Source organism: Pseudomonas sp. St316 (genome assembly GCF_018325905.1).
In the GTDB taxonomy this organism is placed as follows: Bacteria; Pseudomonadota; Gammaproteobacteria; order Pseudomonadales; family Pseudomonadaceae; genus Aquipseudomonas.
The window spans coordinates 1,348,021-1,361,782 of record NZ_AP021901.1; the positions used below are offsets into that span (position 1 = coordinate 1,348,021).

The following is a 13,762-nucleotide window of genomic DNA, read 5'->3' on the forward strand; positions in this document are numbered from 1 at the left end:
ATCAAACTGTCATGCAACTGTGGCAGCGCGCTTGAACAAACTTCATCAGACTCGCGCTCTACTGGGGTTCTGCGTTTCGGTGTTTGTTCATGCGTGTATTCATTTTCCTGGCCGCGTTGTTTTTCGGCCTGCCGTCGATGGCGGCTTCTCGGTGTGACATCAATGTTGCGACCCAACGGGTCGATCTGGATCAGGTGAGCCTGGCCTACCAGAGCGTTGGCCGTGCCTCGGATCCGGCGCTGCTGCTGGTGATGGGCCTGGGTGGGCAGTTGATCCATTGGCCGGACGAAGTGGTGGTTGCCCTGTGCGAGCAGGGTTTTCGGGTGATCCGCTACGACAACCGCGACGTCGGGCTTTCCACCTGGCGCCAAGCCCCCGGCAGCGCCAACCTGACCTTCGAAGCCCTGCGCTACAAACTCGGCTTGCCCGTGGCCGCGCCTTATTCGTTGACCGACATGGCCGACGACGGACTGGGGTTGATGGATGCCTTGCAGGTGCAGAGCTTCCACGTATTGGGCGTGAGCATGGGCGGGATGATCGCCCAGCACATGGCCGCGATGGCGCCGCAGCGGGTCGAAAGCCTGACCCTGATCATGACCAGTTCCGGTGCCGAAGGCTTGCCCGCACCCAGCGCCGCGTTGGTGCAGTTGCTGTCGCGGCGCAGTGCGCCGAATCGCGAAGCGGCCCTGCAGCAACAGGCCGATCTGCTGGCCGCGTTGGGCAGCCCGATGGTGGTGGATGATCGCCAGGCATTGCTGCATCAGGCCGCCGTGGCCTATGACCGGGCCTTCAACCCCGAAGGCGTGAAGCGCCAGATCATGGCGATCATGGCCGAGCCGAGTCGGGTGGCCCTGCTCAATCAACTGCGGGTGCCGACCCTGGTGGTCCACGGTACCGCCGACCCTTTGCTGCCGGTGATGCACGGCGTGCATCTGGCGGCGCACATCCAAGGCAGCCAGTTGAAGCTGATCCCGGGCCTGGCCCATCGTTTCCAGGAGGCATTCAAGGCGCCGTTGCTGGGGGCCGTGTTGCCGTATCTGCAGCAGCACCGCGAGGACACGTCGCACTGGGCGCAGATCGAGCCGGTGCAGGCGCCGAATCTGCTTTGATCAAACATTCTTTCTAAAGGTCTGCCTGGCTTTGTGGCGAGGGGATTTGTGGGAGCAAAGCTTGCTCGCGAAACAGCCACCTCGATCTCTGAGAGACCGCGTCGTCTTCATCGCGGGCAAGCCTTGCTCCCACAGGACCGCGCCTGGGCCTGCCCCACCAACCAATCCATCAATTCCTGCAACGGCCCTGACACCTGGGGTTTGTGCGGGTGCACCAGGTGATAACCCAGCCCGGTCTTGACCTTCAATTCGAACGGCATCACCAGCCGACCGGCGCTCAAGTCGTCGCCGATCAGCGACCAGTCGCCAATCGCAACACCCGTGCCTTGGGAAGCCATGGACATCGCCAGGTCCAGGGTTTCGAAATGCTGGCCCTTGCTGACATTGCTCAGGTGCACATCGGCTGCCTTCAGCCAGGCGTTCCAATCACGCTCGTCACGGGTGGGGTGCAACAGCAGGTGTTGTTGCAGGTCGGCGGCCTCACGCAGCGGCACCGGCCCTTCCAGGATCGGGCGAGAGCAGACGGGCGTCAGTTGTTCATCGAACAGATGCACGCAGGCCAGCGAGGCGTCGGGTGGTGGGCCATAGACCACCGCGGCGTCGAAGGCTTCGCGCTGGAAATCCACACCGTGCCTGACCGTGGTGGTCAACTCCACCGGCACGTCCGGCCGTTCCTTCTGCCATTGCAACAGGCGTGGCAGCAGCCAGCGCATCACGCAGGTCGGGGCCTTGAGTTGCAGGGTCTGGCGTTTTTCGCCGACCTGCTCCACCGCTTCGCCGATCAGGCTGAACACCTGCTGCACCCGGGGTAGCCACGCCTGGCCTTCGGCAGTCAGGCTCAGGCCGCGTGCCTGGCGCTGGAACAGCGCATAACCCAGATGATCTTCCAGCCCGGCGATCTGCCGACTCACCGCGCCTTGGGTGATGTGCAGTTGTTCGGCGGCCCGGGTGAAGTTGCAGCATTGGGCTGTGATCAGAAACGTGTGCAGCGCCGGCAGCGGGGGAAGTCGCTTCATTTCAGATCCAAGCCATGACGTGAGGACATGGCTAGTATGACTTTTTATCCATTGTTGCCGCTATGGCCTGCCCGTTCCAATAACGCCATTCCCAAGACCAGAAAGGGGCCCGCCGCGTGCTGTGCGAGGCCCTTTACACGAAAAGAAAAAGGCAATGGCAATGGCGACGTGCGGCGAAGTATTGGTCAAGTTACTCCAAGCGTATGGTGTGGAGCAGGTGTTCGGCATTCCTGGCGTGCACACCGTCGAGTTGTACCGGGGGCTGGCCCGTTCCAGCATCCGCCATGTGACCCCGCGTCATGAACAAGGCGCAGGCTTCATGGCCGACGGTTATGCCCGGGTCAGCGGCAAGCCAGGCGTGTGTTTCATCATCACCGGCCCCGGCATGACCAACATCACCACCGCCATGGGCCAGGCCTACGCCGATTCGATCCCGATGCTGGTGATCTCCAGCGTGCAGTCGCGCAGCCAGTTGGGCGGCGGGCGCGGCAAGTTGCATGAACTGCCGAACCAGGCTGCATTGGTGGGCGGGGTGGCGGCGTTTTCCCACACGCTGATGTCCGCCGCTGAATTGCCCGGCGTGCTGGCTCGGGCTTTTGCCGTGTTCCAGGCTGGGCGCCCGCGGCCGGTGCACATCGAAATTCCGTTGGATGTTTTGGTCGAAGACGCCGATGCCTTGCTTGCCAGCGTGCCGGTGAATATCAACCGCGCCGGTGCCGCACCGAGTGCGGTGCAACAAATTGCCGGCCTGCTGGCGACGGCTCGACGTCCTTTGATCCTGGCCGGCGGCGGTGCCATCGACGCGGCGGCCGAATTGACCGAACTGGCCGAACGTCTCGGCGCCCCCGTGGCGTTGACCATCAATGCCAAAGGCCTGTTGCCGTCCCGGCATCCGTTACTGATCGGCTCCACGCAGAGCCTGGTTGCCACCCGCGCGTTGGTGGCCGAAGCGGATGTGGTGCTGGCCATCGGCACCGAGCTGGCCGAGACCGACTATGACATTACCTTCGCAGGCGGCTTCGAGATACCCGGTGCGCTGCTGCGCATCGACATCGACCCGGACCAGACTGTGCGCAACTACCCGCCGCACCTGGCGCTGGTGGCCGACGCCCGTGCCGCCGCCCGGGCCGTGCTCGACGCCTTGAGTCAACACCCCTTGGCCGAGCGCCGTGACGATTGGGGGGCGCCGCGTGCCGCCCGGTTGCGTGCGGATCTTCAAGGCAGTTGGGACGCCGCGAGCCGCGCCCAGACCTTGTTTCTCGACACCGTCTTGCAGGCGCTGCCGGAGGCGGTGTTCGTCGGCGATTCGACCCAACCGGTGTACACCGGCAACTTGACCTTCAACCCGGAGCAGCCCCGTCGCTGGTTCAATTCATCCACCGGCTACGGCACCCTCGGCTACGCCTTGCCGGCGGCCATTGGCGCCTGGCTGGGTGGCAAGGACCAGGGCCATGGTCGCCCGGCGGTGGTGTGTTTGATTGGCGACGGCGGGTTGCAGTTCACCCTGCCGGAACTGGCCAGCGCCGTGGAAGCGCGCACGCCAGTGATCGTGCTGCTGTGGAATAACCAGGGCTACGAAGAGATCAAGAAATACATGCTCAACCGCGCCATCGAACCGGTGGGCGTGGACATCTACACCCCGGATTTCATCGGCGTCGCCAAGGCCTTGGGCTGCGCTGCCCAAGCCATCGACGATGTGCCGTCACTGCGTGCCGCGTTGCTTGCGGCGCGTGAGCGGCAGGGGCCGACATTGATTGAGATTGATCAGGGCGTTTGGATGTCCAAGTGCTGAGGTGTTTTTACTGGCCTCATCGCGAGCAAGCTCGCTCCCACAGTTGATTGTTGTGAACAGGGGCCCTGTGGGAGCGAGCTTGCTCGCGATGGGGCCGGCCCATTCAACACAAAATCCAGGTCAAACGGTCATCCGCAACCGCGCCAGATCCCGCAACGGCGGCGCACCGAACAACCGGCTGTACTCGCGGCTGAACTGCGAGGGGCTTTCATAACCCACCCGATACCCCGCCGCCGAGGCTTCCAGCCCTTCGGCGAGCATCAGCCGCCGGGCTTCCTGCAGGCGCAGTTGCTTCTGGTATTGCAGCGGGCTCATGGCGGTCATGGCCTTGAAGCGGTGATGCAGGGTGGAGACGCTGAGGTTCACTTCCCGGGCCAGGTCATCGATGCGCAGCGGCTGTTCGAAATGGCCGTTGAGCCATTTGATCGCCTGGCTGATGCGATGGCTCTGACTGTTGGCGATGGCGATTTCATACAGCCGATAGCCCTGGGGACTGCGCAGCAGGCGATAGAGGATTTCCCGGCGCACCAGCGGTGCGAGCATGGCGATGTCCTTCGGCGTGTCGAGCAGCCGCGCCAGGCGCAGCACGGCGTCGAGCATCGGCGTGTCCAGGCGTTCGACATACAGCCCGCGCCCGGCGGGGCGGGTCGGTACGCCCAACGGGCCGGCGTCGGCGATCAACGCGGTGATTTCCGCCGGGTCGATGTCCAGGCGCAGGGCCAGGATCGGCTGCTCGGGCGATACGTCGGCGATGCAGCCACTGAGCGGCATCGAGACCGAGACCACCAGGTAATGGAGCGGATCGTAATTGAAGAACTCATCCGCCAGGCGCACCTGTTTGCTGCCTTGGGCCATGATGCACAGCGCCGGTTGCGCCAGCACCGGGGCGAATTTGTGCGGCTGGCTGTGGCGCGACAGGTTCAGCGAGCCGATGGCCGTGGCGTAGCTGCCGTCTTCGCTGGTGTTGCGGTCGATGATCGACGCCAGTTCGGCGCGCTGTTGTTCCAAGTGCGTGTCCAGCGGGACGTGGGCGTGGTCGAGTGGCGACATGCCGGAATCCTCAGGCGATAGGGAGCGATGAACAAAAGCTTATGTTTGTGCAAGGCGCAGCGGTAGCCACATCCTGTTGAAAGCTTGCCTGATCCTGCACGGCGCAAGGGGGCATGACGGTGCAACGTTACCGAAACTTGCTTGAAACCTTTTGTTTCAAGTTTCCGGGGTTCAACCAGATTGATGGCAAATGGTGTGACGCCGATGCGCAGGATTGTGCAATGGGTCGGCAGGAATCGACTAACGAAACTGGCGTCGTGGCGCTTAACCTTTGATCCTGTCGCAGCTGTCCCCGGCTGCACAACGGATTACCTGGGAGGGTTGAACATGACTACACAGATCCCCGTCAGCCACATGGCTTTCGTCCGGGCCCGTGCCGGTTGCTCCAGGCAACTGGGGGCGCGCCTGAGTACGCTGATCGCGCCTTCGCGCCTGGCTCCCGGTTGCTTGCACTTTGCTTTGCAGCAATCGCAATGCGACGCTGATTTGTGGCTGGTGTCCGGGCTCTGGGTCAATCAGCCGTCGATGGACGCCTACTTCAATTCACCGGCCATGGCGATTTTCGCCGAGCTGGTGCAAAACCTGGTGGTCAGCAGCCTGGATTTCCACACCTTCCGGGAAGTCTCTGCCACCCAGGCGACTGAAGGGTGTCGGGCGCAGGTACACAAACTGGCCGGTTGAAGGTTTAATGAGCGTCATTTTCCATCGCCAGGATGCACAAGACATGGCACGTAAAGCCTTTGAAACCTTTGAAGCTGTTTCCGCAGTCGTTCCCAAGGAAGGCGGCGGCTACCATGCCGCCATTGCCACCAAGGCCATCGGCGGCTCAGGTGCGCCGCGCTTCAACAAGATCCTTGAAGAGCAGACCTTCGAGACCGCGGTCAAAGCCGATGAAGCGGCAGCCCTGCAACTGACCCACCTCAAGGGTGTCGACGACGAGGGCGGGTTGGTCTGGAACCTATGAGATTAACGTTGTGGGAGCAAGGCTTGCCCGCGAGGCAGGCTCCTCGGTTCCCAAGACAGACCGAGTTGCCTGCATCGCGGGCAAGCCTTGCTCCCACGGTGCAACCTTCTATCGAGGGCGATGCATCTTGAACAACGCCTCAGGCCCCAACTGGAAATAGTCCGCCGGCCCGCCACCGCGCAAGATCGGCTCGGCGGCGGCGGTGTCGTACACCCCATCCTTCAACAGCCACTTGGCGATATGCACGGCGACCACTTCGCCGAGGATCAGCCAGCTCGGCACCAGCCCTTTGTCCGCCCGCTGCAACTGAATGATCTGCGTGACCTTGCATTCAAAGGACACTGGGCTTTCGGCGACGCGCGGTACCTGGATCACTCGTGACGGGGCGGTCGTCAAACCCGCCAGTTCGAATTCATTGACCTCAGGCGAGACCATCGCGCAGCTCTGGTTCATCTGCTCGGCCAGCGGGCGCGTGGCCAGGTTCCAGGCGAATTCGCCGGTCTGTTCGATGTTGTTCAGGCTGTCTTTGCGTCCGATGCTGGAAAAACCAATGATCGGCGGAATGTAGTTGAAGGCATTGAAGAAACTGTAGGGCGCCAGATTCAGGCGGCCTTCGGTATCTTGCGAAGAAATCCAGCCGATGGGACGCGGGCCGACGATGGCATTGAACGGGTCGTGGGGTAGGCCGTGGCCGTTGGCGGGTTCGTAGAAATGGATGTCATCGGGCATGGCTGAAGAAGGTCCTGCGGTGGGGTTTCAAGGGATTGGAAGATAGTGCAGGGCCGCACTGTTTTTGTCAGCACCCATGGAGCCCTGTGGGAGCGAGCTTGCTCGCGATAGCGATGGATCGGTCAGTATCGTTATTGACTGGAACTCCGCTATCGCGAGCAAGCTCGCTCCCACACTGGATTTCTGGCATCAGACAAATCGTGCTCCTGCGTCATGGTCGTGTTGGTTCCACTTGCCCCACAAATAACTAAGCCCGGCCGAAGCCGGGCTGTGAGGGTGTCGTTCTCGGATTAGCTGATGGCAGCAGTGTTGGTGCGGTCGAAGCCATCTTCAGCGACGGTGGCGCCGTTGGTGCGGTCGAAGCCATCTTCAGCGACGGTGGCACCGTTGGTGCGGTCGAAGCCATCTTCAGCGACGGTAGCGCCGTTAGTGCGGTCGAAGCCATCTTCAGCGACGGTAGCGCCGTTAGTGCGGTCGAAACCATCTTCAGCGACGGTAGCGCCGTTAGTGCGGTCGAAACCATCTTCAGCGACGGTAGCGCCGTTAGTGCGGTCGAAGCCATCTTCAGCGACGGTGGCGCCGTTGGTGCGGTCGAAGCCATCTTCAGCGACGGTGGCGCCGTTGGTGCGGTCGAAGCCATCTTCAGCGACGGTAGCGCCGCTAGTGCGGTCGAAACCATCTTCAGCGACGGTAGCGCCGTTAGTGCGGTCGAAGCCATCAGCCGCAACAGTGGCAGCGCTGGTACGGTCATAACCGTCGGCGGCAATGGCCGAGCTGGTGCGGTCGAAACCGTCGGCAGCGAAGGTGTTGGCGGCCAGCATGGACAGGGTCAGGGCGAGGATCAGTTTGGTTTTCATGGTTGTTACTCCGGGTTCGTTGGCGATGTGTCTTGCATGTGTTGAATGCTACGCCAATTAAATTGATTTAAAATCGCAAAATAATGCTAATAAAGATCGATTAAATCGATATTAACGTCGGCGTACTCAATTCGTTTCAATGCTCGAAACGAAAAACGTGCAGGTGATCGATCAAGTGAGCCCAGCGTGCAGTGTCAGCATTAACGGGTGATTAATCGCTGTTTTGGCGCGTGTGACAGAATTTTCATACATTCGCGACCTGTTTTTCACCGACGCCCCCCAGTCTGCCCCCCCATGGCCATCTAGAGCCCGCCATCACACACTGGAGCTTTGCCTGCGATGAATAAATTGCCCCAAATTACCCTGGCCTTCTGGGTCATGAAGATCTGCGCGACGACCTTGGGCGAAACCGCAGGGGACTTGTTATCGATGACCCTCAATGTCGGTTACGCCATCAGTTCGCTGATCTTGATCAGCGTGTTCGTCCTGACGTTGGTGACGCAACTGATGGCCAAGACCTACAAACCGCTGCTGTACTGGATCGTGATCCTGTCCACCAGCACCGCGGGCACCACAATGTCCGATTTCATGGATCGCACCCTTGAGTTGGGTTACGCCACCGGGTCGATGATCCTGATTGCGATTTTGTTGGCGATTTTCGCAGCCTGGCGCCTGAGTGGTGATTCGCTCAACGTCACCAAGGTGCAGACCTTCCGGGGTGAAATGTTCTATTGGATGGCGATTCTGTTTTCCAACACCTTGGGCACGGCCCTCGGTGACTACCTGGCGGACGATTCGGGCCTGGGCTTCGGCGGCGGCGCATTGCTGATCGGCTCGACCATCGCCGTGGTCGTGCTGCTCAAGTACACCACCCGGATTTCGACGGTGGCGTTGTTCTGGGTAGCGTTTGTACTGACGCGTCCCCTGGGGGCGACGCTGGGCGACTTGATGACCAAGTCCCACGAAAAGGGTGGCTTGGACTTTGGCACCGTCGGCTCGTCGGCAGTGCTGGCGGGGATACTGGTGGTGATGATCGCCGGGGCGGCGTATGCGCAGAATCGTTATGGCAAGCAGGGTGCTGCCGAGTTGAGTTGATATCGAGTTGTCCCGATCGCGAGCAAGCTCGCTCCCACAGGCCCGTGCGAATCCCCTGGGTTCAAGCCTGCTCCCACAGGCTAGTGCGAATCCCCTGGGTTCAAGCCTGCTCCCACAGGCTAGTGCGAATCCCTGGGTTCAAGCCTGCTCCCACAGGCTAGCGCAAATCCTGTGGGAGCGAGCTTGCTCGCGATGAGGCCACTACAGTCAATGGGTATCGACTGTGGAAGTACCGATCAGTCCGTCACAATCCGCGAATGTTTGCGGGTGTCCTTCATGGTGATGTACACCAGCAGCGACACGGCGATGCACGCCGTCACGTACCAGTAGTAGCCCGTTTCCATGCCGATGCTCTTGAACCACAGCGCGATGTATTCGGCGGTGCCACCGAAGATCGATACGGTCAGTGCGTACGGCAGGCCGACGCCCAGGGCGCGGATTTCGGTGGGGAACAACTCGGCTTTGACCACGGCGTTGATCGAGGTGTAGCCGCTGACAATGATCAGCGCGGCCATGATCAGGAAGAACGCGCCCCACCAGGTCTGGATGGTGTGCAGGGTGGTGAGGATCGGCACGGTGCACAGGGTGCCCAGGATGCCGAAGGCAATCAGGATCGGCCGGCGACCAATCTTGTCCGACAGCCCGCCGATCACCGGTTGCAGGCACATGAACAGGAACAGCGTGGCGGCGGAAATGGTGGTGGAGTCGGAGATGCTCATGCCGACGGTGTTCACCAGGTATTTCTGCATATAAGTGGTGTAGGTGTAGAACGCCAGCGTGCCGCCCATGGTCAGGCCGACCACGGTCATCAGTTCCTTGGGATGGCGCATCAAGGTGCGCATGGCGCTTTCCTTGGACTTTTCCTTCTTGGTGAACGACTCGGTTTCTTCCATGCCGCGTCGCAGGTACAGCGCCACGACGGCACACAGCGCGCCGATGGCAAACGGGATGCGCCAGCCCCAGGCGTACAGCTGCTCGGTGGTGAGGAACTGTTGCAGCACGATCAGCACGCCCAGGGCGATGAGCTGGCCGGAGATCAGGGTCACGTACTGGAAGCTGGAGAAGAAGCCGCGGCGTTCCTTGGTCGCCATCTCGCTCAGGTAGGTCGCCGAGGTGCCGTACTCGCCACCGACCGACAGGCCTTGGAGCAGACGGGCAAACACCAACAGGATCGGCGCGCCGACGCCGATGGTTTCGTAGCTCGGGCTCAAGGCGATGATCAGCGAGCCGAAGCACATCAAGTACACCGAAGCCATCAACGCCCGTTTGCGACCGGCGCGGTCGGCGTACAAGCCCATCAACCACCCGCCGATCGGGCGCATCAGGAAGCCCACGGCGAAGATCGCGGCGGTGTTGAGCAATTGGGCGGTGGTGTCGCCCTTGGGGAAGAAGACTTTGGCGAAGTACAACGAGAATGCGGCGTAGACGTACCAGTCATACCACTCGACCATGTTGCCGACCGAGCCGCTGAAGATCGATTTGATCCGGCTGGCGGTGGTTCTTTCACGGGCGGGCACGGCAGCCGACCCAATGGGCAGGGCGTTGGAGTTGTCCATTGAAGGATCCTTCGTTTAATTGTTTTTGTGGAGCGCGTGGGAACGCAGCCTGACAGGGCTATAGCAGGAGCTGTGCCAGGTGGCAGAAGGCCGGTTTAGAGGGGGCTCGGCGCTGGATGAGCGGAAAACCGCTCGCTATGGCTGGGGGTGTCGGCGGGAATCCGCTTATGCTTGGGATGGATGCGTTGTTTGTGCCGGTCTCATCGCGAGCAAGCTCGCTCCCACATTTTGTCCGGTGCACACATGACCCTGTGGGAGCGAGCTTGCTCGCGAAAGCGGTGTATCAGCCAACTCACTATCGATGCCATCGCGGGCAAGCCTTGCTCCCACATTGGCACTCGTATGTCCACAAGTCTGGCGTCCACCAAAAATCCCATGTGGGATCTGAGCTTGCTCGCGATGGCGTCAGTCCAGGCACAGCGAATCCAGCGGCCTTACAGAAACATCTCCCGACTCAACCCATGCCGCTGCATCTTTTCATTGAAGGTGCGGCGCGGCAGTTGCAGTTCTTCGAGCACGGCCTTCACGTCGCCTTTGTGGCGGGTGAGGGCGGCGCGCAGGCATTGGGCTTCGAAGGCTTCCTGTTGGGCGGCGAGGGACTGGCCGGGCTCGGTGTCCAGGGCGTGCGGTTGATCCAGTCCCAACACCTGGCGTTCGGCGACATTGGCCAGTTCGCGCACGTTGCCCGGCCAATCGTGGCTGAGCAGGTGGCTCAACTGCGGGCCGCTCAGGGGCGCGGCGGCGCGGCCCAGGCGTTCGGCGGCGTTGTGGGTGAAGTGCTCGAACAGCAAGGGAATGTCCTCGCGCCGCTCCCGCAGTGGCGGCAGGCGCAGCTCGGCGATGTTCAGGCGATAGGCCAGGTCTTCGCGAAAACGCCCGGCCCGGGCTTCGTCCAGCAGGTCGGGCTTGGTGGCGGCGATGATGCGCAGGTCCACTTGGATGCTCTGGTTGGAGCCCAGGCGTTCGAGCTTCTGTTCCTGCAATACCCGCAGCAACTTGACCTGCTGGGCCAGGGGCATGCTCTCGATTTCGTCGAGAAACAGCGTGCCGCCGTCGGCGTATTCGAGCTTGCCGATGCGCTTGCCCTGGGCGCCGGTGAAGGCGCCGCTTTCATGGCCGAACAGCTCCGCCTCGAACAGCGCTTCGGGAATGGCCGCGCAGTTCAACGCGACGAAGGGTTTGCTCGCCCTCGGGCCAAAGTCGTGCAGGCAACGGGCGACCAGTTCCTTGCCGCTGCCGGTTTCGCCGCGGATCAACACGTTGACCGGCAGTGCTGCCAAGTCCAGCACCTGGCGCCGCAGGTTTTGCAGTGCCCGCGATACGCCCAGCAGCGTTCCATCGAGGCGGGCCCGAGCGTCGGCCTGTTCATGCAGGCGACGGTTCTCCAGGACCAGGGTGCGCTTGTCCAGGGCCCGGCGCAGGCTGCCGAGCAGGGCTTCGGGGCTGAAAGGTTTTTCCAGGAAGTCGTAGGCACCGTCGCGCATGGCCTCCACGGCCATCGGCACGTCACCGTGGCCGGTCAACAGAATCACCGGCAGGTCCGGATCGCGGCGGCGCACTTCGGCCAACAGTTCCAGGCCGCTGAGGCCGGGCATGCGCACGTCGCTGAGGATCACCCCGGGGAAATGGTCCGGCAACCGGGCCAGGCATTCGTCGGCGCGGCTGAACAACTGCACCTGAAACCCCGACAGGCTCAACCACTGCTCGACGGCACTGCGAATGCTGCCTTCGTCATCAACGACCATGACTGAATCAAGCATGCAGTTGCGTCTCCTGATCAATGGGCAAGGTCACGCAGAATACCGCGCCGTTCTCATGGTTGTCCGCCGTCAGTCGTCCACCGGATTCATGAATGATCGCAAACGAAACCGCCAGCCCCAGGCCCAGGCCGTCGCCCACCGCCTTGGTGGTGAAAAACGGATCGAACACCTGGGCCAGATGTTCCTCGGCGATCCCGGTGCCGCTGTCGCTGACGGTCAGGCGCCACAATTGTTCATCGGCCTGCAGGCGTACTTCCAGGCGCTTGATGGGTTGGTCGGCCATGGCGTCGAGGGCGTTGCGCAGCAGGTTGATCAACACCTGTTCGAGGCGGATCGCGTCGCCGCGTACCCACGCCGGGCGGGTCAGGTGCAGCACGGTGCTGATCTGCTCGTCGCGCAGGCGCGTGTCCAGCAATTGCAGCGCCTGGTCCACCACCGCCGCCAGGTCCAGGCGTTCACGCAGGCCGCTGGGGCTTTTGCGGGCAAACGTCTTCAGGTGGCCGGTGAGGGCGGCCATGCGCGTCAGCATGTCGTCCACCGGCTTGAGGGCCTTGTAGGCGTCATCGACCCGACCGTGATCGAGCAGCAAGCGCAGGGTCGCCAATTGCATGCGTTGGGCGGTCAAGGGCTGGTTGATTTCATGAGCCAGTGCCGCCGACATTTGTCCCAGTGCCGCCAGCTTGGCCGATTGCACCAGCCCGTCCTGGGCCGTGCGCAGATCCCGGGTGCGCTCTTCGACCAACCGTTCAAGCTCTTCGCGGCTGCGCTGGCGCAACCGTGCCAGGCGCCAGCGCTGGTTGAGAAACAGCAGCAGGAACACCAGCGTCAGCCATAACCCGGCGGCCGCGAGCCCGGCATTGCGACGGTCTTCGAAGGCGATCTGCGGACGGCGCAGCAAGTGCAGCGTCCAGCCTTCGGTGGTCAGTGGCAAGGATTCCCACAGGTAGTCCGCCGAGCCATCGGGGGTCTCGACCCGGGCCAGATGGCTATTGTCGTCAAAGCGCCGCAGGGGTTCATAGGCCAGCGGTTGCAACGGTTGCTTGTCGTATTGACGGGTGGCCTTGAGCTCGGCGCGGTCGCTGTCGCTCAGCGGCTGCAAGTGGCGATAACGCCAGCCTGGGCGGTTGGCGATGAAGATGATGCTCCGGGCGTCGCTGACCAGCAGGGTGTCGCTGCCTTGGCGCCATTCACGCTCCAGCTCCGGAAACTCCAGCTTCACCACCATCGCGCCAAGGAACTCGCCGTTGTCGTCCGTCACGGCGCTGGAGAGAAAGTACCCCGGGATGCCGCTGGTCACGCCCACCGCATAAAAACGTCCGGTGCCCTGGGTGCGGGTCTGGAGGAAATACGGACGAAAGCCATAGTTGTGCCCGACATAGCTGCTGGGCAGGCGCCAGTTGCTGGCCGCGACGGCCAGGCCTGTGTGGTCGAGCAATTCCAGGGTGGACGACTGGGCGGCGCCGTTGATCTGTTCCAGCTTGCGGTTCAACGCGTCCTGCTGCGCCGTGCTGACTGGCCCTTTGAGGGCCGAGCGCAATTGCGGGTCCAGCGCCAGCACGGCAGGCAGGGCACGGTAGCGTTCGATCAGGGTGTGCAGCGAAGTGGCGTACAGCGCCAATTGCTGGTTTGCGCGACTGGCATCTTCTTCCAGGGCCACGCGTTCGGCATGGCGCACGGCGAGGGTGGCGGCAACTGCCGCGCCAGTGAGGATCAGCAAGGTGTACAACGACAGACGCAAGGTACGGGTAGTTGGCAGCATGCTGGCGTAAACCAGTGGAAAGTCGGGCGGGCACGATAGCATGGCGGATCCAACATGGATGCAAGCTGAGCCACT

Annotated in this window: 13 protein-coding genes; 6 read left to right on the forward strand and 7 right to left on the reverse strand. The window is 62.3% G+C overall.

The annotated features are described in order from the left end of the window. The first annotated feature begins 89 nt into the window (after positions 1-89). Positions 90-1,109, forward strand: a complete 1,020-nt coding sequence (locus KI237_RS05955; protein ID WP_212799187.1) for an alpha/beta fold hydrolase — start codon at positions 90-92, stop codon at positions 1,107-1,109. Positions 1,110-1,216: 107 nt separating this feature from the next. On the opposite strand, the gene KI237_RS05960 is transcribed toward KI237_RS05955, so the two are convergent. After that, the gene (locus KI237_RS05960) at positions 1,217-2,125 is read right to left on the reverse strand and encodes a LysR substrate-binding domain-containing protein (protein WP_212799188.1); all 909 of its coding nucleotides are present in this window, start codon (positions 2,123-2,125) and stop codon (positions 1,217-1,219) included. A 160-nt stretch (positions 2,126-2,285) separates the two neighbouring features. Here KI237_RS05960 and KI237_RS05965 point away from each other — a divergent pair, with 160 nt between their 5' ends. Next, positions 2,286-3,917 carry a 5-guanidino-2-oxopentanoate decarboxylase gene (locus KI237_RS05965; RefSeq protein WP_212800565.1) on the forward strand — a complete coding sequence of 544 codons (1,632 nt, stop codon included), beginning with the start codon at positions 2,286-2,288 and terminating at the stop codon, positions 3,915-3,917. A 120-nt stretch (positions 3,918-4,037) separates the two neighbouring features. On the opposite strand, the gene KI237_RS05970 is transcribed toward KI237_RS05965, so the two are convergent. Next, on the reverse strand, positions 4,038-4,967 hold the full coding sequence (locus tag KI237_RS05970) for an AraC family transcriptional regulator (RefSeq protein ID WP_212799189.1): 930 nt from the start codon (positions 4,965-4,967) through the stop codon (positions 4,038-4,040). 113 nt (positions 4,968-5,080) lie between these two features. Between KI237_RS05970 and KI237_RS05975 the strand changes: the two genes are divergently transcribed. Genes KI237_RS05975 through KI237_RS05985 form a run of 3 tightly spaced genes read left to right on the forward strand, consistent with a single transcriptional unit; the run spans position 5,081 to position 5,931 of the window. Further along, entirely contained in the window at positions 5,081-5,242 is a 162-nt protein-coding gene (locus tag KI237_RS05975; protein ID WP_212799190.1) for a hypothetical protein, read from the forward strand. Positions 5,243-5,294: 52 nt separating this feature from the next. Then, entirely contained in the window at positions 5,295-5,648 is a 354-nt protein-coding gene (locus KI237_RS05980; protein ID WP_212799191.1) for a putative quinol monooxygenase, read from the forward strand. Positions 5,649-5,691: 43 nt separating this feature from the next. Further along, positions 5,692-5,931 carry a hypothetical protein gene (locus tag KI237_RS05985; RefSeq protein ID WP_212799192.1) on the forward strand — a complete coding sequence of 80 codons (240 nt, stop codon included), beginning with the start codon at positions 5,692-5,694 and terminating at the stop codon, positions 5,929-5,931. Between the two features lie 108 nt (positions 5,932-6,039). On the opposite strand, the gene KI237_RS05990 is transcribed toward KI237_RS05985, so the two are convergent. Both KI237_RS05990 and KI237_RS05995 read right to left on the reverse strand, forming a co-directional pair. Then, the gene (locus KI237_RS05990; protein WP_212799193.1) at positions 6,040-6,660 is read right to left on the reverse strand and encodes a flavin reductase family protein; all 621 of its coding nucleotides are present in this window, start codon (positions 6,658-6,660) and stop codon (positions 6,040-6,042) included. 290 nt (positions 6,661-6,950) lie between these two features. Then, positions 6,951-7,517, reverse strand: coding sequence for a heme utilization protein (locus tag KI237_RS05995; RefSeq protein WP_212799194.1), 567 nt, complete (start codon positions 7,515-7,517; stop codon positions 6,951-6,953). 339 nt (positions 7,518-7,856) lie between these two features. On the opposite strand from KI237_RS05995, the gene KI237_RS06000 reads away from it, so the two are divergent. Further along, positions 7,857-8,612, forward strand: coding sequence for a COG4705 family protein (locus tag KI237_RS06000; RefSeq protein ID WP_212799195.1), 756 nt, complete (start codon positions 7,857-7,859; stop codon positions 8,610-8,612). A 236-nt stretch (positions 8,613-8,848) separates the two neighbouring features. Here the strand turns inward: KI237_RS06000 and KI237_RS06005 are convergent, their stop codons facing one another. The 3 genes from KI237_RS06005 to KI237_RS06015 all read right to left on the reverse strand — a co-directional run bounded on the left by KI237_RS06005 (position 8,849) and on the right by KI237_RS06015 (position 13,687). Continuing rightward, positions 8,849-10,168: an MFS transporter gene (locus tag KI237_RS06005; RefSeq protein WP_003178505.1), complete on the reverse strand. Its 1,320-nt coding sequence runs from the start codon at positions 10,166-10,168 to the stop codon at positions 8,849-8,851. A gap of 434 nt (positions 10,169-10,602) precedes the next feature. Continuing rightward, entirely contained in the window at positions 10,603-11,928 is a 1,326-nt protein-coding gene (mifR, locus tag KI237_RS06010; RefSeq protein ID WP_212799196.1) for a two-component system response regulator MifR, read from the reverse strand. Next, a complete protein-coding gene (locus KI237_RS06015; RefSeq protein WP_212799197.1) occupies positions 11,921-13,687 on the reverse strand; it encodes a sensor histidine kinase in 1,767 nt (588 codons plus the stop codon). The genes mifR and KI237_RS06015 overlap by 8 nt, the downstream gene beginning before the upstream one ends. Positions 13,688-13,762 lie beyond the last annotated feature (75 nt).

Bases quoted from the DNA above. Each gene is read 5' to 3' on its own strand.
- KI237_RS05955 (WP_212799187.1), top strand. From the start codon at position 90: ATGCGTGTATTCATTTTCCTGGCCGCGTTGTTTTTCGGCCTGCCGTCG.
- KI237_RS05960 (WP_212799188.1), bottom strand. From the start codon at position 2,125: ATGAAGCGACTTCCCCCGCTGCCGGCGCTGCACACGTTTCTGATCACA.
- KI237_RS05965 (WP_212800565.1), top strand. From the start codon at position 2,286: ATGGCGACGTGCGGCGAAGTATTGGTCAAGTTACTCCAAGCGTATGGT.
- KI237_RS05970 (WP_212799189.1), bottom strand. From the start codon at position 4,967: ATGTCGCCACTCGACCACGCCCACGTCCCGCTGGACACGCACTTGGAA.
- KI237_RS05975 (WP_212799190.1), top strand. From the start codon at position 5,081: ATGACGGTGCAACGTTACCGAAACTTGCTTGAAACCTTTTGTTTCAAG.
- KI237_RS05980 (WP_212799191.1), top strand. From the start codon at position 5,295: ATGACTACACAGATCCCCGTCAGCCACATGGCTTTCGTCCGGGCCCGT.
- KI237_RS05985 (WP_212799192.1), top strand. From the start codon at position 5,692: ATGGCACGTAAAGCCTTTGAAACCTTTGAAGCTGTTTCCGCAGTCGTT.
- KI237_RS05990 (WP_212799193.1), bottom strand. From the start codon at position 6,660: ATGCCCGATGACATCCATTTCTACGAACCCGCCAACGGCCACGGCCTA.
- KI237_RS05995 (WP_212799194.1), bottom strand. From the start codon at position 7,517: ATGAAAACCAAACTGATCCTCGCCCTGACCCTGTCCATGCTGGCCGCC.
- KI237_RS06000 (WP_212799195.1), top strand. From the start codon at position 7,857: ATGAATAAATTGCCCCAAATTACCCTGGCCTTCTGGGTCATGAAGATC.
- KI237_RS06005 (WP_003178505.1), bottom strand. From the start codon at position 10,168: ATGGACAACTCCAACGCCCTGCCCATTGGGTCGGCTGCCGTGCCCGCC.
- mifR (WP_212799196.1), bottom strand. From the start codon at position 11,928: ATGCTTGATTCAGTCATGGTCGTTGATGACGAAGGCAGCATTCGCAGT.
- KI237_RS06015 (WP_212799197.1), bottom strand. From the start codon at position 13,687: ATGCTGCCAACTACCCGTACCTTGCGTCTGTCGTTGTACACCTTGCTG.